Source organism: Amycolatopsis sp. WGS_07, assembly GCF_045278895.1.
GTDB lineage: Bacteria > Actinomycetota > Actinomycetes > Mycobacteriales > Pseudonocardiaceae > Amycolatopsis.
Genome location: NZ_CP136053.1, coordinates 2,003,872 through 2,022,034 on the forward strand (window position 1 = coordinate 2,003,872; position 18,163 = coordinate 2,022,034).

Sequence of the window (18,163 nt, forward strand, 5' to 3'; positions counted from 1 at the left end):
TTCCCAGAGGTTAAGCAACCCCTCTTTGAAAATCGCCACGGCTCATGAACGCCGTACATCCAGCCGAGAAGTTCCCGTCAAGCCAGGCCGTTGGGTGCTCCAGGCCTCAAAAGCCTGGAGCACCCAACGCCTTATGCCGATACCGGCAAGGGTCCAACAGCGTGTCCATGGAGCCTAAACTCGCCGTTGAGGACGCCTTTCACGAACGCGCTCCACTCAGACTCGGTGAATCGCTCCACAACGAGCCGGCCGCCTGGCGGCGAATTGGCAATAATGTATCCGTCGCCCAAGCGGCGGCTCACACCCTTTTCGACATCCGCCAGAAATGCCAACCACTCGCCGATGGTGAATTCCACAGCTTCGGCATCATCCGGGCCCGCAGTGTTCCGGACCAAGTAGCGCCGATCGCGGTACGCGACGCCGACGCACTGCTCCGGGTTTGTGCCGCTGAACGAGGACTTAACGAATTCCGCGGGCGGGAGTCGGCTTCTGTGTCGCATTGCCATGGATTTCCCTCTTTCAATCCCAGATTCCTGACTTATCCGAGGGCCCTGTATACCTCGGTCAAGAACCTGCGGGACTCTTGCGGATTGGCCGCCGCTCCGAGGACGGTCGTCCACATGTCCTCGAAGGCGTCGAGGGCAACCTTGTCGTCCATGTATCGCGGTTCGTTGGCCACGTTGGTGTAGACGAACTGCAGATCGCTCTCGATTCCGGCGACCGGCACTTTGAAGATCAAGAATCGAGTCAGCGCCCCGTCGTCGCCCTTGAACTCGGCGTTGTTCCTCACGATCTGGATCGTGACGTTGGGCTGCTCGGACAGCTGGAGCATGTGGCCGATTGTGCCGCGCATGACGGCAGAGTCTCCTACGACCCGTCGGACGCACGACTCGGACAGCACGGCGTGGTACTTGACCGGCTTTTTCCCGTCAGGTCGGTCCTGCTGAAGCGCGCGGGCGCGTGCGAGCCGCGCGGCGACCGCGGCGTCGAGTTCGTCGGCCTGACGGCTGCCGGGGTAGTACGGGGCGAACATGGCACGCGCGTACGGTTCGTCGTTCAGAAGGTCGGGGATTCCTTCGACCCAGACGACCTGGATTGACGACGCATCCTCCTCCAGGTCCACATGCTTGCGGAACGCCTCGCTGTAGACCGCACGGAAACCCGACCACCTGCCTCGCTGACTCGTGGCCGCGCGAGCGCGGAGCATGGGAACTCTCAGATCCTCCTCGACCTCGCACGCATCCAGGATGGCTTTCAGCTCATCCTCATCCACGCCGCCCTGGCCGTTCTCCAGGAATCCGATCTTGTTCAACGCCTGCTTGGCCGTGAGGTGCGGCAACGCGATGGCTCCAAGCTGGGCCTGTGTCAAGCCGGCCTTCGCCCTGACAAGCTTGGCCAGCTTCGCCAGCTGCAGCTTGTTGACAGTGGGCGTTGTCTCAGACATCCCGCGCAGGTCTCCTCGGTCTTCGAACCCCATCGGGGCCATCAGCGATACCACGGCCGCCGACTTCAGAACGTAGCAAACGATTCACCCTGCCGGAGTCATCCCGATCTGCCTCTTGCTAGAGCCGACTTCTAGTACTAGCTTTCAGGACTAAGAGTTAGTACTAAAAGTCGGTACTAACACTGTACCGAGACTGCGGCCGGTGATGCGCGCAGCCCCGTCCAGGAGGTGGACCGGATGCCAACAGCCTTCGCAGGCCTGGCCTCGTCGCTCGCAACTTCGGCGGCCACCGCCCTGTCGCGCGCTTGCCGCGCCCGAGATGGAGACCGGAGCCCACGTCCCTGCCCGGCGACTTCCAACCGCGCCGTGCTGCGGCGAGTTCCCGGCCGGACGCGAGTTCCCTCAGACCCTGGCGGCGGGTGCCCTGTACCTGTGCCCGCCGCCAGGCCCTCGCCGACCTCGGACAATCTGCCCGTCCAGGCAGGACGAACTGGGCCGTTGCGCCGAGCCGAGCCGACTGGGGCGAGGTTCAGGCGAAGACCGGAATTTCGGAGCGCCCGTGCACGGTTGCGGGCCCGACGCGGGGAAAGCCGCAGCGCCAAAGACCTGCTCATCCTTTCGGCGATCGCGCAGGCTCGCTTCAGGGCGTTTCAAGCTGACGCCTCTGCGACCGCCGCCAGGAACAGCACGCGGGCAGAATTCGCCTTGACCGAAGACTCGATTCACGACGATCGACCTGCATGGAAATACCAAGGAATCCGTGCGGCTACGACTCGCATTTTCTGACCCACCCGCACTTTCACTGACAATTGCCATCCCGGCCCGTTGCGAAGAGTTCGGTCAGCCAGCATTTCTTGACCCAACGAGACCAGCTCCGGCGTTCGACTCCGTACGTTTGTTGAACTGACGCGCGCCCGCCGGACGCCATTAGCGTGCATCCGAAGGAGTTCTCGTGAGTTCCGTCTCTGAAGATACAAGCACGACGCACTTAGCCCGAAGCCCGGGAAACTTGAGCCTGCCATCTCTGAACGCGATTGCTCATGACAGCCGCTATCCGTTGGTGCATGAGCCAGACGGCACGATGCAGTGCCGCCACGGGCCGAAAGGCGAGGTCGATCCGGTGAAGGGCGGGCCCGGCACCGGCGGCCAGGCGTACGACCGCGGACAGCAGCCTCGCGGCGGGAGCCTCGCAGTGACTGCGGCGTCGCGCAACGCGGCTGTATTTCCGCAGGCGCTCGCCATTCCGCCCCCCGCGGTCGGCGCAACTCCGGTGCCAGTGTGCGGGTACGTGCGCGGCTGCCCGGGTCGTCACGACCGCCGGACACAGTTCCTGAAAGCAGTCCTGCAATTGTGCGCGTTCGATCTTCGAGTAGATCTGCGGCGCGTCGTCGTCGATCACGGCGACAGGCGTGCCCTCCCCGAATTGGCGTCGTTCATGCGCGCTGCCGGAATCCGCCGGGTGCTGGTGCCTTCGCTTGCTCATCTCGGCGATCGGAGCAGCGTGTGTGCCGCCCCCGAGTTTCCGAGCACTCCGGGCGAGCTTACCGGTTTTGTAGCGGTCTGGACGGACGAGAACGCGGCCTTGGCCGACCCACGCCACGAACTCTTAGGCGATGTCGAGACCGAGTACTTGCGGCAACGCGGCGAGATTCTCGCCGCCGCTCACCGGGCCGCCGGCGACCGTTGCGTGCACTGCCTCCAGCTCTGGCCGTGCACACCGCGCAGGACAGCCGACATGCTGCATGCGGGGTGGCAGTGATGGCTGCTCTGTCTGAAGCTGCTCTGCGGACGCTAACCGCCTGGATGCTTGACTCGCAGCACATTCCGCACGCACCTCCGCCACCGCTGTCGTACGCCTACTTCTGGACCCCGGTCCGCGACCCAGGTCTAAGGACTGCTTACACCGACGTGATCCGGTGGTGGTGCAAGTACGCGAGATGGCCACGGCTCTCGGCTGTGTACTCCGACCACGGCCGCGGTGCTCCAATGCATCGGCCGGGGGTGGTCGCGCTTCTCGATGCCGCCTCGGTCCACCCCGCGGCAGCAGTCGTCACCGTCAGCCCGGAATCGCTGGCCGACAAATCTGTCGACACGGCTCAGCTCGCCGCCCGGCTGGACGATCGCCTCGCCAAGCTGACCGTAATCACCACCGCCTACATCGCCAGCGTCCCCGGCGGTGCCGAACTGCTCGCCGCGGACGCCGGGGAGAAGCCATGACGTCCATCGCCGCGCCGCCCGTCCCGCCGTCCTCGTCACCCGCCCCGCGCGCCCCGATCGTCCTTTCGGCTGCTGCACGGGTCCGGGTTTGCCCGGGTCGCAGGATGCCCGCCGCCGCCGTCGACGACCAGAGCCTCGGTCGTCCGGCGACATCGGCCGGGTCCTCCCCCGCACCCCCGGAGCCGCCTGGCAGAGCACCCGCACTGCCTGCCGGGCGCTCTGGGGCGTCCTGTTCCGCCGCATACCTGGTGTGCTGCATCCTCGCCGCCGAATTGCCGTACCTGGTCTCGTGCGCGGGGGACGAAGCATCCGCGCGCAGGATCGCGAATGCTGTCGACCGCGGCCTCCGGGAACGCAACCGCGCCGACATCCTGGCGTGGGACGCACACGTCCCGTCCGATGAGCGCACCGTGCGCTGGCAGGCCGCGGCCGCCCTGGCCCGCAAGTTCCGTCCAGGCCTCGACGGCCTCGACCAGCTGACCGCCCGGCGTCGCGACGCGATCCTGTCGTTGCGGCAGACCAGACGGCGGCAGGTTGCAGCACCGGAGCACACCGCCGCCTGCCCTGCCACGGACCCGTCCCGGCCGCAAGCGGATCCGCCCGGAACAGCGCGGTGAGCGCCCGGATCAGGATCTCCGTCGCGTCCGACCGGCCGCCGCACGCGCCGCTGACCGTCGCGTGGCGGACACGTCGCGCTGGCCCGCCCTACGCGGCCGACGGCCTGCCGCGTTTGCTGCGCCGCGTGCGCGGCGAGCGCTTCCGCCCTCTCCATTCCCTTCGTTGTCAGGACTCGACATGCACGACGCCCGACCGGAAACCGTTGGCCTCCACCACGACCGGACACTCCACGAACGAACCGGCCACGCCACCTCCGCCGGAAACCTCCGCTCGGCAGCAGGCCGGGAGGACTCCGCCGTCAGCCCGCACCGTCGCCACCGGCCCGTGCGCCGGCGCGTCCTCGTCCGCCGCCCGGGCGCCCGGCGGGCACGGCTGCATGCTGTCGCTGTTGCTCGCCGCGGCGGGATTGCCGGTGCTCGCCGTCGCGGCGACGACCACCGTGCCCGGCCGCGGCACGGGCTAGCCCGCCCGCTCGGCGCACACCGTCGCGTCGCGGGCCCCGTCCCGCGAGGGTTCGGCCGGACCGCGACCGCCGAGGCCGAAGGCGTCATCTCCGGCGACCTCGGCACGGGCTGGACCCGCGGCGACGACCGGGACGCGACGGTGGTGTTCCCCGCCGTACCCGCCCGCCCCGAACCGACTGGCGTACACGCCCGCCACGGCACCGGCGACACGCTCCGGTGCAGCGACTGCGCCCACGGCAACCACGACCCCAGCGCACGAGCACCGGGACCGGCGCCCGCCGCCCGGGGACCGGAATGGGCCGGTCCCGGCGCGCGCCTGACCACCTGCGCGTGCCCGCAGTGCCATTGCTCCAGCACGATCCTCACCCTCGCCCCCGCACAGACCGGTGGCGGCCGCCACCGTCTCCGCCGCATCCCCGAGCAAGCGCTCGCCAGCGTGTTCACGCCCGCCGTCGAACAGGCGGCGTCCGCGAGCGAACCCGGCCCGCCCGGGGACAGCGAAGGCGTGCCGGACACCGCCGGACTGCGCGCGGCGGTCCTCGCCGACACGGCCGCTCGAGATCCGATCGCGGCGGCCGCGCTGACCGCCTGCCTCGGACCGTCGGCCGAAGTGATGCAAGCCGTCCTCGACGGATTGATGCGACTGTGAGCCCGCACCGCGCCTCAGCGGCGCCGAATCCGCACACCGCGCGTTCGCGCCCGGCCGTGATCGCGCCGCGGCCGGTCACCCCGGCCTCCCTCACCCTGGCCGCGTCCGACAAAGACGCCTGGATTACTCGCCTCGACCCTCCCCCGCAGCCGGCCTCCGCCGCATCGACTTCCGACCGGCGGACTGCCGCTCCTTCCGCATCGACGCCTTCCATCCGGCTCGCAGCGCCACCGCGAATCTGCTGCGCGAAGCCGGGTACGCGACCGAGGAAATCGCGCAGCTGGACAGCGGAGAGTGGATTTGGCGCATCCGCCGAACGAACGATGACGTCAGCTGGGCGGTGCTCGCGTGGGCGAACCTGGCCCAGGCGTTCCGGGTCCCGACCGCGGTCCTGGACCGCGTCAACCCCGCCAGGATCCTCGACCTGCCCAACGGCATGGGCGTGCCGCCCGACCAGCTCGCGGCGGTGCGACGCGAATGGGTCCTGTTCACGGGCAGCTTCACCGTCGCCGCGGAAAAGTTGCTCCAGTTCGAGAAGAACCACTGCGGCCGCCGCGAACCGCCGCAGCCGCCCGCCGCCTGACCACCGTCCGCGACCGGGCAGGCCTGGCGGCCGCACACTGCGGACACCACCGAACAAACGTGCTGTGCAACGGGAATCCCGGCCGGTATCCTCGATTACAGGTGCCCAACTGTGCAGCCGACGAGCGGGGAGGCTCGATGACCGCCGTTCTCCACGACTCCGAGATAAGCCCGCTGGCGCAGGCGATGAAGTTGCACGCGTTCCTGCTGGGCGGCGGGCAACTCGGCCCGGTCGGCGACCTGCCCGGCCTCGCCCTCGACCCCGGCGAATACACCGTCGGGACCCTCGGAGCCGTGCTCGGCTACGCCCGCCTCCGTTCCGCGGTGCCACAACCTGCCCGCCCGGGGACGACCACCGTGATCGCCGGCGACTACGCCCACGTCGCCGGATGGGCGATGGGAGCGGCGCTCCGCGGCACGCTGCAGGTGGCGGCCGACCTGCGCTCACGCGCCCCGCGATGGTGTCCGCAGCCGTTGGTGGCGGCGGCGCTGACGACCCGGCGGCTGTGGACCGAGGTCATCGAAGCGGGCCAGCCGAGACGGCACTGGGTCAACTACGAGATGGTGACCGGCATGCGCCTCGCCGGAGACCGTCTCGAACTGCACTTCGTCCACGCCACGTCGATGGCGCTCACCGGGCCGTGGGCGCCGTGGTGCGCCGCGTTGGTCGCTCATTACCGCTACGGCGCCTGGGCCGCCCAAGCGGTCCCGTCGCTCAATTCCGTTCTGCCGTACCGCTGACCGTTGCGGGCCGCACGAACCTCGCGGCCCGCAACCGCAGCCGGACCCGGGCAGCGCTCATTTTCCTCGAACGAACGCCGGGCACCAGGCCTCCGACGGATTCGCCGTAATCGCGCAACCGCGAAATCCGGATTCGTAATCTGATCGCGTCCGATCAATTCCTCTTCTGATGCGAACGCGGTCATTGTCATGTTGAATCTGAACGGCGGCGGGATCGAAACCCTCCTCCAGGCCCGGGAGGACATTCCGTACGCGGACACTCATCTCGGGAGGCTGTGCGGCCCGCGCAATATCAGCGACATCAGCCGCGTGCTGGCCGCGGGTTTCCCGACCGGGGTGGACAACGACGTTTTCTGCAACTGGAGTCTCGCCCGTTTCTCCGCGCAGATCGGCAGGATCGAGGAAGCCGTGTACGGCCGCAGGCTCGGCACCCGCGAGCGACTGTCGCCGCTGCTGACCGCGTCCTTCCGCGGCGCCGACTCGCCGGGGTTCGGCGGCTTCACCGCCGTGCGTCTTCCGCCGATCGACCCGAACCTGTTGTTCGTCACCGTCCCGGACGTGGTCGCCGACGCGCAGGCCACCCTGCGCCGCTTCCTCGAATGGGCGCCGATGCTGATGCACCTGCCGGTCGCGTACTGCGTGCAGGACGGCGCGGCGCAGGCGGGCATCCCGTGGGACTGGCCTAACCTGAAATGCCTTTTCATGGCCGGGTCGACCGCTTACAAACTCGGCACGGAGATGGCCGACATCTGCCGCGAGGGAAAACGCCGGGGACTGCACATCCACTGCGGCAGGGTCAACAGCAGGAAGCGAATCCGTTACCTCCTCGGCCTCGACTACGTCGACTCCTTCGACGGAACCTCCTTCAACCTCTGGCGGGACGAGAAACTGCCCTGGGCGCTCGAACTGGCGGCCGCGAAAGAATTCCAGCTGGTTCTTTGCCCGGAACCACAGCGCGCCGGAAACGATGCATAATCCGACAACCCGCTTTTCTCTGGAAACTAGGTTTCCCGCAGGGCTTTCGCCCATTGATTCCGTTCCGGAACAACCGAGGGAAATCGTCAATGTTCACAGCACAAGGAACGACGTCGATCGTGACCACCACCGTCCGCGTCGTCGGCGCGGTCGAGACCCGGATCGACATCAAGGACGCGGGCACGACGCTCGCGGAAGTCCGGCTCATGCTGGGCCGGGTTCTGCTGCACGTCCACGGCGCCGTCGCGGTCAAGCACGTCGCCGCGATCTGGCAGGACGCGGGCTTCCACCGCGACCGGCTCGCGCCCGCCGTCGCCGATCCCCAGCGCGGGGCGCTGATCGACGGCTGCCAGGTCGGGACCGTGGCCCGCATCGGCTGCGACGCGCCCGCGCGCTGCGACCTCATCCCGCGCACCGCGAAGCTGCCCCGGCACATCCGGATCCAGATCGGCCCCTTGGTCTGGCAAGTCATGGACCGCGCCGCCTACGACAGCACGCGCGCGGCATGGGACCACGCGGAGACGCTGGTCCCCTGACCGCCCGGGCCGGGACCTCCGGGTCCCGGCCCGCTGTCCACAGCTCCCGGGAGTTGTCCACAGATTTCGTTCCGCTCATCCACACCTCGCCCCGCCGTGACAACGTCGGACTCCGCAACCCTCATCACCCGCAGAAGGAGAAAAACCCGTGCACGCATGGACGATGACCATCGGAAACCTGGAACAGACCGGCGAGGCGGAAACGCCCGCCGAAGCCTGGAGCGCCGTCCACGCCGCCGCCGCGGCGGCAGTGCGCGACGAGCACGTCGACACGGTACGGCTCGCGGTCGGCGACCAGCAGGCGACCGTCCGCCCCAGCCGGACCGGCTACCGCTCCGCCGATGCCGTGGCGCTGCTCGACCTCATCAGGTCCGGCGAAGCCGTAGTCGTCGAAGCTCACCGGAACCCGCCGACCGAGGACGCGGACTGACCGCAACCTCGCCTCCGCCCTCGCCGCGTACTGTCCTGCCGACGGAGAGATCGCTCCCGCGTCGAACCGCGCAAGCCGACGGCGCGGGCGTCCGGCTCCGCACCCGGGCAGTCTCCTCGCCCGGCGAGCCGGCCGCAGCGGCAACACGGTTTTCGCACGGTCCCGGCGAGGTAGCGTCATCGCATGTCGAACTCCGAGCCCGAACGCTGGACCGCCCGCGAACGCGACGTCGTCGCGAGGAAACTGACCTTGGAAAACCTGGCCGATGTCCTCACCTGGGTGGCCGCCCGGGGCGGGGAGGTGACATGGAGCGGCGTCGACGCTGGCGGCTACGCCGCACTGTCCATGCACACCAAGGACGGCGAGACCAACGCCGCCGTCGGCGACTACGTCGTCTTCGACCCGACGCAGCCGGGCCCGCCCGTTGACCGGTGGAGGATCCTGTCCGCGCAGCAGATGACGTACGAATTCGAGCAGTAGCCCGCCTCTATCCGGCCGGGACGGGCTCGATCGTATCGAGGCCACGCTCCTTCCGATCCCTCTCGCCAGTGACCTCGACAGGGACCGGCCTTCCGGCCGAGGCGATGCTCGTCGGGAGCACCACCAGCGTGACCGTGGTGACGATCCCTGCGCATCGAACGATCGCCGCGAAGCCGGGAACGCACCGGACCCCACCGCAAGGACGCACCCGGACCGGCCTCGGATCGCTGGCGCGAGCCGGGAACGCGCCGATACATCTTCGAGAATCCGCAGCGCGACTGGCATCCTTCCCGCCGCGCGAAGTCCCTCGGCAAACCTGTCCTGGCGTTGCCGGATCGGGCCACGTCACGTCACGATCCGTCGGCAACAAGCCGTCACCGACAGGGCGGCGCGATCCAGACGCCGAAGCACACACGGACCGAGGACGATCGAACGCCCGCGCAGCCAGGCTCGCGATCCGGAATCGCCCGTAACCGCGCAGAACGCCGGTTCCCGCCGCGTAGCGTCCGGCGTATCAAACCCGTTGAGATAACGGGAAATACGCGGCAACCAGCCGACGGCAATCCGGGCCTATGAATCTTCGAGGGCCACGCCATCGCATCACCACGCGCGCGCCGAGAGCGAGCAGTCATGCACAACTAGCACGTGATCCACCCGGCCAAGTCCCTCCGCAGGCATGCCTGGCCGGACCCGCCTTCTCGGCCGGCGGCCGGGCGTGCGGCAACCGCCGTCGCTGCAAACGCCGCACGTAGGCCGAGACCGACACGATCAGTCGGCGAAGGAGGACACGAGGACCGCCGACAACCAGAAACCTTCAAAGGAAAGGACAAACCATTGAACGTCACCACATCCAGCGAGCCCCAGGCCCGTGCGCCCCTGTCCGTCTTCACCGGCCCGCTGCTTCGATGGCTGTTCCGGGCCCATCGCCCCGTGCTCCACCGGTTCACCCCCGGCGGCAAGGCCCGATGCCGTCGCACGAAGTTGGTCCGCCGGGTCGACCTCGACTACGCGCTGGTGCCGCGCAGTACCGAGTCGGACCGGCTGTGCTCACGGCCGGGCTGCCACCCGATACTGCCCGCCCCGGGACGCCGCGCGGGCCACGACGAGAGTGCGTGAGCGATCACGACCGAGGACTGCCCACACCCGCCGAAACGCTCGCCGGTCGGCAGGTCGGGAAGCAGCATTCCTCTGTTCGTCCAGAAGGCGAGCGGAATCCACGCTGACCTGACCCGGAACGTCGAACGGGACGGGCGAACGCGGCGCATCCTGCCCCAGGCGGCCGTTTCGCGCACCCCGCGAACGGCCGCCCGGCACGGCGAATGCAACTCGGCCAGCACATCGGATGGCCACCGAACCGCAGCGTCCGGGCACTCGTCGGCGAACTCCGACCCCGCCATCAGTGCGCTGCGCAGAAACCCGTGAAGCCACAGCGAATCCCCGTCGCACAGACCGCCGGCCCCAGCGGCGGCGACCGCAACCCCCATCACTCCCGTCCGCCCGGGCAGCGGACTCCGCGACGGCCGCCAGCGCATTCTGCGGATCACGCGCGCCGGTTATCCGGCTCCCCTTTCCTTAATCGCACAATCGGACACTAGGCCACGTCTACGTTAAAAGGACAGCGAGCCCCGAATGTAGCCGGGTTCGCCGCTTCCGTGCCTGTCATAGCAGCGCAGACGTCCATCCAGAAAGGCCTGGCCGTGTCCGATGCCGACAAGTCCCAGGATCGTCCGTCACCATTGTTGACAAAAGGAAACAAACGACTGGACGAGATCGGCGCATTCAAATGGTCGATTCCCGCACTGTCGACGCGCATTGACGGAAAGACGGTCACGACATGCCCGGCGGCAGGCGTTTGCGCGAGCATGTGTTACGCGACCCAGGGAAGCTTTCGGTTTTCCAATGTCCTGAGTCGGCACCAGGCCAATCTCCGGTTCGTCATGGAGGACCTCGCCGGATGGGAGAACGCGCTGACAACCGAACTGACAGCCCCGCGCTACAAGGACAAATGGGTCAGGGTCCACGATTCCGGGGACTTTTTCAGCGACGATTACACCGAAGCGTGGCTGCGCGTGATGCGCGCCAGCCCCGATACCGGTTTCTACGCCTACACCAAGGAGGTCAGCCGGTTCAAGCGATTGGTCGAGCCCAGCCCGCCCGCCAATTTCCTCTGGTGTTACTCCTTGGGAGGCAAGGAAGACCAGCTCGTCGACCGCGACCGCGACCGGGTCGCGGACGTCTTCCCCGACGAGGATTCCATCGCGGCCGCCGGCTGGCACAGCCAACTGGGCAACGACCTCTTGTCCGTTCTCGGCCCCGCGCCGGTCGGCATGTCGGCGAACAACATCCCCCGGTTTGTCAAGAAGATGCGCGGCCGCCGGTTCAGCGAGCTTCAAGCGGAGCTGACCGAGCGGAAGGCAGCGCGCCGGACGGCGGAACAAGACGAATGACTCCCACCCTGCGGGTACCGCCTCGCCGCACGCAGGCCGCGCAACAGCCCTCATTGCCAGCCAGGCCTACAGGACCGTGGCGAGTGCCCGGCGCACGACTTGCGGCAGTCGCCCGCCAGGACCCTGACTGGCATTCCCGCGGAATACAGAAAGCGCGGCCCGACAGCGGGTCCGTCCGACGCCTCTCCGGCCCGCACGCGGCGGACAATTCCACGAACCGGCCGAGCTTTCGGTGCCTCGCGCACGTTAGTCAAGAAACGCCCGCGGCGGCCTCGCCGTCGCCATAACCGGAAAAGCCGATAGTCAGCTTTCGTAGAGTTATTCAGGCCGGATTCGAGAACAATTCGGACGGGATCCGGATCATAGCGCATCAGCACGAAAGGAAAGACATGCCCACAATCGTCAACGATCTCCCGAATGCGGACGAACTGATCGACGGGCTCGACCTGGAACGTGAAGGCGAGGCGATCCGCAGCAGCGGATGGTGCCAGCAACAACTCCTCTTCAGGACGGCGACGCGCTGGTTCGAACACGCGCGACACCCAGTCGGCGGGGTGATCGCCTTCGTCAGCCCGGGCCCCTCGCATCTGCCGGACCACGAGTTCTGGCGGCAGAGCAACCTCATCGACTCGGCGGCGGACTTCGCGTTCACCGGCAACGAAGCAGTCCGGGCGCTGGCCGACTTCCTGACCGACGACCAGACGCGCGGCGACTTGTTCCCCGAAGGGAGGCGCCCGCACACCGGCTTCGCGTCAACTTCGGCCTCGGTCCGATGCCCGCAGCGGCACCAGGCCTCCACCGGGCGGAAGACACTGTGGTGCTCATGCGAATCACCGCGCCTCAGCACCTGCCCTGGGAGTACTGGTCGGATGCCATGGAACAGAGCGAACGGGAGGAGTCGACCGCGTTCACCTACGAGCAGATGTTCGACGCCATCCGCCACTGCTTCTCCTGAACGCATGCCGGTGCCGCGCGGGCCGGACATCGCTCGTCCCGCGCGGTGCCGCGCGTTCCCGCTCTGCCCGCCCGAATCCGGAGCACGCCACCGGCAGCACCTTTCACTCCTGCGACGCCGGTCAGACGGAACGTCCGGCTCGCCGAGACGCCTGAACCGCAGCGCCTGCGGCTTCACGGAACGACCACGGCCGGGAGCCTTCCGCGCCCGGCGGCGCGGAACCGCACTTCGCCGCAGCGCCCATCGGCCCCATCGCGCATTACCCCCGATAACGCCGGTATGCCCTTCCCGGGACACCCGGGGGCATCGGCACCACGTCAGAAAGGACCCTCATGTCCCGCACCGTCTACGGCCACCCCGACCTCGACAGCCTCCTCGCCGCAGCCGGGCTCGACACCGCAGGTGCGACCGTCCGCGCCAACAGCGCCGATTGGCTCGTGATCAGGCTGGCGTCGTACTGGACCCAGCACACCCGCGCCGACGCCGGCCGGATCGTGTTCTCCAGCATGCAGCCCGTGCCGTGGCTGCCCCCGACGCACGAGCACCGCAGCGGGCTCCTGGACGACATGGCACTCTTTGCCGTCGCGTGCGTCGACACCGTCGAAGCAGTGGGCAAAGCCGTCGCCGCGGACCCGCTGCGCAACGCCTACTTCGGCGGAGAAGCACCGGACGTGCCGGTGCGCGTCGATTTCGACGTCGAACCCCCGCGCCCGACACCGGACGGCGCCGGGACCGGCCGCACCGTCGCGCTCATGCGGATCACCGCGCCCCAGCACATACCTGCGCGGTACTGGCCTTCCGACATGGAAGAAGGAGGGCAGGAAACGTCGACCTCGCTCGACTTCGCGCACGTGCTGACGTCGGTCAAAGCCGTCCGGGCACCCTGGCAGGACTGACCCGCGCGCGACGACGCTGCCCCGCCGCGCAGGCACGACAGGGCAGCGTCCCGTGTTGCGGAAGCAGCGCCGCGCACCCGGGTTACGGGCCGTCGCCCGCCGCGCGCGGTCAGGCGGCGCGCGCCGTCCCCGGTTCCTCCGGACCGGCGGCCGGACCGCGCGCGTCCACGCCGGATGCCTGCCGGGAGACCCGCGGAACGCGGGCAGCGGGCGTGGCCGTCTTTCCCTTGGCGGCGCGTTTCTTCGGCGGCGGCGACTGGTTGACCGGGAAGCTGCGCAACCCTTGCGGCGTCCACCCCGCCGTCAGCGCCGCCGCCCACTTCTCGCGCCAACGCTCTAAGCGAGCGTCGATCTCCTCCTCCGCCGCGGCATGGATCTTCGCCGCCTTGGCGTCCGCCGCCGCACGCAGCGCGTCGGCTTCGCCCGCCGCCGCAGCCGCGACAGCCAGCTCCGCCAACGCCTCGATCTGCGGCCGGAAAGCATCGATACCGGCCTGTTCTGCTTCTGTCCTTATCTGTTTTTCCCCCATGCCCCGATGGTAAGCCCGATTCGCGACAGACGCCGCCAGCCCGCCCGCGAGCACCCGTTAGCCGGAAACAACACCCACCCCGACCGTTATTGTTATTCGTGTCGGAACCAGCGGCGCGGCCCTGAGGAATCCGACGACATCAGAAACCGACCAGGAGGTCATCCCATGGATCAGCCACGTCCGAAACCGGTTGCCGACGGCCGATTCCCGGCCCCGCGCAGCATCGAAACCGGCGCGTGATGGGCGGCATCAGCGTCTACGTTCTCCAGAGCGGTTCCGACCTGACGGCCGCCTTCGAGGCCGCGCGCCAGGCAGCCGCAGCCAAGGTCGGCTGGCGCCCGGACAGCGGCACCATCGCCACCAAACAGGACGTGACCGCCGTGCGCACGGACGCCATGCCGATCGGCCCCGCGCGGCTGCTGGCCGGGCAACTCCTCGACCGCATGGACGCACGCTATTGCGACCACTACGACGTCCAGGCCGCAGCCATCCCGATCTGCGACACCTACGGAGGCACCGTCACCGCCTGGCTTCTGTTCGCCATGGCCTGCGACTGACCCGCCTCGTCACCGGAGCCGCCGCGCACCGGCTCCGGCCCCTATCCGACAACGAGACAAGGAGAGACCCCCGCAGTGGACAACGCCACCGCCATCGCCCGACGAGACGAAACGCTGTTCCGGCTCGGCTCGGGCCCGCTCTTCCCCGGCATCCCCGACCAGACCGGGACAGGCGTCCCCTCGACCGACGGCAGCCGCCGGACCGTCCCGCTCTTCCGGACGGAAGTCGCCGAACTGGTCGCGATCCGGCTCAACGCCGCCAGCGACCAGGACCAGACAGCCACCCGCGCCCAGTGGTACGGCGACGCCCTGGTCCTGCTCGACGGCCGCTACGAGCACACGCCCGGCTTCGAGCCCGCAGTGATCCGCCCCGACGATTACGGCCGCTACCTGATGCCCGGCATGCCCTGGACGCAGGAACACCCCTCCGAAGCCCTCGCGGGCGCCCGCGACGACCACGTCATGACCGCACTGCGCATCCTCGCCCACTGCGACGGCATCCACGACGCCGACGACCGCGACTGGCTTTTTCGACACGTCGCCGGAGGCCGCGACGCGGACGAGAAGATCCTCGCCCGCGTGCACCGCGCCGCCGAGGAACTGCACCGCCAGCTCGGGGCCGCCGGCCGCGGGAACCGGCCGCCCGTCCTGTGCCGCGAATGCGCGCGACCGTTCCCCGGACTCCTCGGGGACGCGGCACCGAGGCCCTTCCGCTACTGCACGGAAATTCCCACCAGGCTCGAAGATTTCATCCCGTTCTTCGACGTGCCCGCGCCGTTCCCGTTGGAACACCGCGGTCTCTTCCGCTACTGCGGCCCCGGGCCGTGCTACTGCGCGCCGACAACGCCTGAGGGCGAGTGGCTGCTGAGCATCGGGTACCGGTGCATGCAAATCGAGGAACTGCTGGCGACGCAGGGAAAGAAGGTCCTGCACTGCGGCTCTTGCAACGCTGCTGCCATCACGACCCCGGGGGACGAAGAACAGTTCTGGGCCGAGCATTCCCCGTGCCCGCCTCTTTCCTGCGAAAGCTAGTCGGGCTCGACAGCACGCCTCAGCGGTCGGCCCCGCCCCGTCGCGCAGCCGGACAGGCGACCACCGTCCCCGTCGGAGTCCAGCGGCCCGCCGCCGTGTGCACGCCGCTTCCGGCTCAGCGACTCCCTTTCCTCGCGAACCCGTGCGAGCCGGGATGCACCGTGCCGCAACCGGAAAACGGCGCTGCGACAACCCGTAACGTCATCGGTGTCGACAACAACCTCGGCCTCGCCAGCCGCCCGACACCGTCGGAATCGGCCGCGAAAACAGGAGAATCCATGAACGAAAACAGTATGCCCGAATCCTCCCCGGAGCCGACCACCCCTCGCGCGGACGCCGCTCGCAGCGAACGCCGTGACGCCAACAGGTCCGTGCCAGTCCGGTGGAACATCCGCCCCCGCGACGGCGACGAAGGCGAGTTCCATCCGAGCAACGAGACCCTCCGCGAGCAACTCGAAATGCTGCTCCGCGCACGGGGAAAAACCATCGAATGGTGCCTCTGGTGCAAAGAACTGATGTTCGCGACGCCCGACGAGCGAGACGCGTTCTGGTCCGATCACAGCGGTTGCGTGCCGTTCTGACCGCCCCGGCACCGCGACCATTCCCGGCCCTTGCGGCGCAACGGCAGCCGGCCGGACGGACTTCCTCAGGCCCCAGAGCCGTGCCCGGCCGGGACGGCACAGACGACAGGACAAGGAGAAACAGCGTGTACCAAGCAGGACTCACCGTGGAAGTACCGAGGCGACGGCCGACCCCGGGGCTCCCGCAGACCGAACGCGGAGTGGTCCTCCACTCCGGCCTAATGTGGCACCTGGTCTTCTTCCCCGGCGACCCCGACCGGCTCGCCGATCCCTTCGGCCTCGACCCGGTGCGCATCGTTCCCACCGGCGAGGTCATCGCCTCATGGCACTTGCGCAACTGCGATCCGGAATGGGTGACCAGCACCTGGAACCACCTATCCGAATCCGGCCCGGGCGTTCTGGGGGCACCCCACCTCGTGCAACTCTGGGAACTCGCCGCAGAAGCCGCCCGCTTGAAGACAACCGCTTCCTGAGCACGGCAGAGACCGTCATGCGATGGCACGTCGCCGCCCGACCGCACGACGGTCTCTGCCGTTGTTCCCCGCTGTCCCAGCCTGTACAGCCGTCATCCCGGACCCGAACGACCAGCAGCTTCAGCAACCGACACAGCCCTTTGCGAGCGAGAACAGACGACCAGAGGACGTATCGAACCCGCCCGGGCCGTCGCGAGCAAGCTCCTTCGGGCTCAGCGCGTTCACTGCTTGCAGCCGCCGTCCGCAGGCGTTGCACACGGCGCCGTAACCGGAAGGCGGCTCTTTGACCGCCCGTAGCGTTCTCGATGTCGGCACCAACATCGACACTCACGAGCCGCCCGACAACGTCGGCACCGGCATGGAAATCAGGAGAATCCATGACCAGCACCAGTGTGCCCGCCTCCGCCCGGAGCCGATCACCCCGCACGCAGAACCCACTCGACGCGAACGCAGCGACGACGGCCGATCCATCATCGCCCGGTGGAACATCGGCCTCCCGGACAGCGAAGGACGGCAACGTCAAGCACGGTTCGAAGTCCTCTACCGCAAGGCAGTCGGATACCAGGCCCAGCTGACCCACACGAGCACCACGAACGCCCCTCAGCGAGGCAACCCGCCGCTTCGGACCAACCACGCCAGGGAACACCACGGCGCGCACGTCGGGTCGCGATCCACGGCCTTCTTCCCCCGCTGACGCCCGATCGAACGCCGGGGCAGTCACGCCGAGCGCGTCGCCAGGCCCAGCGACATCACGCGTCCCGCACCCGGAGCATCCCCGAACACGGCGAAACGAGGAGCCCGGCACATCGTCGGCGGGCCGGCGGCCGAATGTCGATGGTTCCGGCCGGAAGCCCGCTCCGCCCCGACCGCTACGCACGCTGGACGCGCCTCGCCGCGTTGCGCATCCGCAGCCATGTCGACCGCGCCCGCACCTGGCGACCACGGAGGAATCCCATGCTGCCGCACTCTGCCGAAACACCCCCGGCCGACACCCCGGCCCCACCGGCCGACAACGCCCGCACCTACTCCCGCCGCGAATACTTTCTCGGCACCGTGCACGGGATAGCGCTCCCCGAACACGAGACCGGCCGCGGATGGGAACGGACCTCCTACGAACTCAACGTCGTTGACGGTTGGATCCGCACGCGCGAGGAGACAGACGACACCGGAGTGCGCTGGTCCGCCGCGACCACGACGCAATCCCGTGTCCGCGCCGTACTGGACGCAGCGCCCGAGCACGCCGACTTCATCGCAACCGCCCATCTCGCGTGGGTCCGCGCGCTGACCGCAGCCGCAGAAGACCGGCGTGCCCAATCCCAGCGCCGCGCTCTCGACAGCGCGCTGCAACGACACGGCCTCGCGCTCGAAGAACAGCAGCCGACCGCAGCGAGCGACCCGCGAGACGACGATCAACCAGCGCTGTTCTAGTAGCGACACCCGAGACGACAACACCGACACGCCGCGTGCCCCAGCCGCCCCCAGCACGTGCGTCGTCGCACAACACGACCGAACGGAACTACTGGGCGGCGTGTACGTCGCCAGCGAGTCCGGAGGACT

Annotated in this window: 22 protein-coding genes; 19 read left to right on the plus strand and 3 right to left on the minus strand. The window is 68.5% G+C overall.

Annotated elements, in window-relative coordinates; genetic code table 11:
- Nucleotides 1–131: 131 nt before the first annotated feature.
- Both RPX00_RS09320 and RPX00_RS09325 read right to left on the minus strand, forming a co-directional pair.
- Nucleotides 132–506, minus strand: coding sequence for a DUF397 domain-containing protein (locus RPX00_RS09320; protein WP_406639070.1), 375 nt, complete (start codon nucleotides 504–506; stop codon nucleotides 132–134).
- Nucleotides 507–538: 32 nt separating this feature from the next.
- Nucleotides 539–1,444: a helix-turn-helix domain-containing protein gene (locus RPX00_RS09325; RefSeq protein ID WP_406639071.1), complete on the minus strand. Its 906-nt coding sequence runs from the start codon at nucleotides 1,442–1,444 to the stop codon at nucleotides 539–541.
- A gap of 952 nt (nucleotides 1,445–2,396) precedes the next feature.
- On the opposite strand from RPX00_RS09325, the gene RPX00_RS09330 reads away from it, so the two are divergent.
- From RPX00_RS09330 to RPX00_RS09390, 13 genes are all read left to right on the plus strand, one after another.
- A complete protein-coding gene (locus tag RPX00_RS09330; RefSeq protein WP_406639072.1) occupies nucleotides 2,397–3,203 on the plus strand; it encodes a hypothetical protein in 807 nt (268 codons plus the stop codon).
- Nucleotides 3,204–3,430: 227 nt separating this feature from the next.
- Entirely contained in the window at nucleotides 3,431–3,661 is a 231-nt protein-coding gene (locus tag RPX00_RS09335; protein ID WP_406639074.1) for a hypothetical protein, read from the plus strand.
- 248 nt (nucleotides 3,662–3,909) lie between these two features.
- Nucleotides 3,910–4,278 carry a hypothetical protein gene (locus RPX00_RS09340; RefSeq protein ID WP_406639075.1) on the plus strand — a complete coding sequence of 123 codons (369 nt, stop codon included), beginning with the start codon at nucleotides 3,910–3,912 and terminating at the stop codon, nucleotides 4,276–4,278.
- A 178-nt stretch (nucleotides 4,279–4,456) separates the two neighbouring features.
- Entirely contained in the window at nucleotides 4,457–5,392 is a 936-nt protein-coding gene (locus tag RPX00_RS09345; protein ID WP_406639076.1) for a hypothetical protein, read from the plus strand.
- A gap of 340 nt (nucleotides 5,393–5,732) precedes the next feature.
- Nucleotides 5,733–5,975, plus strand: a complete 243-nt coding sequence (locus tag RPX00_RS09350) for a hypothetical protein (protein WP_406639077.1) — start codon at nucleotides 5,733–5,735, stop codon at nucleotides 5,973–5,975.
- 137 nt (nucleotides 5,976–6,112) lie between these two features.
- Nucleotides 6,113–6,715 carry a hypothetical protein gene (locus RPX00_RS09355; RefSeq protein WP_406639078.1) on the plus strand — a complete coding sequence of 201 codons (603 nt, stop codon included), beginning with the start codon at nucleotides 6,113–6,115 and terminating at the stop codon, nucleotides 6,713–6,715.
- Between the two features lie 189 nt (nucleotides 6,716–6,904).
- Complete coding sequence (locus tag RPX00_RS09360; RefSeq protein WP_406639079.1) at nucleotides 6,905–7,690, plus strand: hypothetical protein; 786 nt, start codon at nucleotides 6,905–6,907, stop codon at nucleotides 7,688–7,690.
- Nucleotides 7,691–7,779: 89 nt separating this feature from the next.
- Entirely contained in the window at nucleotides 7,780–8,226 is a 447-nt protein-coding gene (locus RPX00_RS09365) for a hypothetical protein (protein ID WP_406639080.1), read from the plus strand.
- A gap of 148 nt (nucleotides 8,227–8,374) precedes the next feature.
- On the plus strand, nucleotides 8,375–8,656 hold the full coding sequence (locus RPX00_RS09370) for a hypothetical protein (RefSeq protein ID WP_406639081.1): 282 nt from the start codon (nucleotides 8,375–8,377) through the stop codon (nucleotides 8,654–8,656).
- A 183-nt stretch (nucleotides 8,657–8,839) separates the two neighbouring features.
- Nucleotides 8,840–9,136 (plus strand): hypothetical protein, encoded by a 297-nt coding sequence (locus tag RPX00_RS09375; RefSeq protein ID WP_406639082.1) that lies wholly within the window; start codon nucleotides 8,840–8,842, stop codon nucleotides 9,134–9,136.
- A gap of 1,697 nt (nucleotides 9,137–10,833) precedes the next feature.
- Nucleotides 10,834–11,583: a GP88 family protein gene (locus RPX00_RS09380; protein ID WP_406639083.1), complete on the plus strand. Its 750-nt coding sequence runs from the start codon at nucleotides 10,834–10,836 to the stop codon at nucleotides 11,581–11,583.
- An 823-nt stretch (nucleotides 11,584–12,406) separates the two neighbouring features.
- A complete protein-coding gene (locus tag RPX00_RS09385) occupies nucleotides 12,407–12,538 on the plus strand; it encodes a hypothetical protein (RefSeq protein ID WP_406639084.1) in 132 nt (43 codons plus the stop codon).
- Between the two features lie 332 nt (nucleotides 12,539–12,870).
- Nucleotides 12,871–13,434, plus strand: a complete 564-nt coding sequence (locus tag RPX00_RS09390; protein ID WP_406639085.1) for a hypothetical protein — start codon at nucleotides 12,871–12,873, stop codon at nucleotides 13,432–13,434.
- A 109-nt stretch (nucleotides 13,435–13,543) separates the two neighbouring features.
- Here RPX00_RS09390 and RPX00_RS09395 read toward each other — a convergent pair whose 3' ends face one another.
- Nucleotides 13,544–13,963: a hypothetical protein gene (locus RPX00_RS09395; RefSeq protein WP_406639086.1), complete on the minus strand. Its 420-nt coding sequence runs from the start codon at nucleotides 13,961–13,963 to the stop codon at nucleotides 13,544–13,546.
- A 239-nt stretch (nucleotides 13,964–14,202) separates the two neighbouring features.
- On the opposite strand from RPX00_RS09395, the gene RPX00_RS09400 reads away from it, so the two are divergent.
- The 6 genes from RPX00_RS09400 to RPX00_RS09425 all read left to right on the plus strand — a co-directional run bounded on the left by RPX00_RS09400 (nucleotide 14,203) and on the right by RPX00_RS09425 (nucleotide 18,034).
- Nucleotides 14,203–14,520, plus strand: coding sequence for a hypothetical protein (locus RPX00_RS09400; RefSeq protein WP_406639087.1), 318 nt, complete (start codon nucleotides 14,203–14,205; stop codon nucleotides 14,518–14,520).
- Nucleotides 14,521–14,595: 75 nt separating this feature from the next.
- Nucleotides 14,596–15,552: a hypothetical protein gene (locus RPX00_RS09405; protein WP_406639088.1), complete on the plus strand. Its 957-nt coding sequence runs from the start codon at nucleotides 14,596–14,598 to the stop codon at nucleotides 15,550–15,552.
- A gap of 161 nt (nucleotides 15,553–15,713) precedes the next feature.
- Complete coding sequence (locus RPX00_RS09410; protein WP_406639090.1) at nucleotides 15,714–16,133, plus strand: hypothetical protein; 420 nt, start codon at nucleotides 15,714–15,716, stop codon at nucleotides 16,131–16,133.
- 125 nt (nucleotides 16,134–16,258) lie between these two features.
- Nucleotides 16,259–16,606, plus strand: a complete 348-nt coding sequence (locus RPX00_RS09415; protein ID WP_406639091.1) for a hypothetical protein — start codon at nucleotides 16,259–16,261, stop codon at nucleotides 16,604–16,606.
- Between the two features lie 283 nt (nucleotides 16,607–16,889).
- Nucleotides 16,890–17,300 (plus strand): hypothetical protein, encoded by a 411-nt coding sequence (locus tag RPX00_RS09420; RefSeq protein WP_406639092.1) that lies wholly within the window; start codon nucleotides 16,890–16,892, stop codon nucleotides 17,298–17,300.
- Between the two features lie 260 nt (nucleotides 17,301–17,560).
- The gene (locus RPX00_RS09425) at nucleotides 17,561–18,034 is read left to right on the plus strand and encodes a hypothetical protein (protein WP_406639093.1); all 474 of its coding nucleotides are present in this window, start codon (nucleotides 17,561–17,563) and stop codon (nucleotides 18,032–18,034) included.
- Nucleotides 18,035–18,163: the final 129 nt, after the last annotated feature.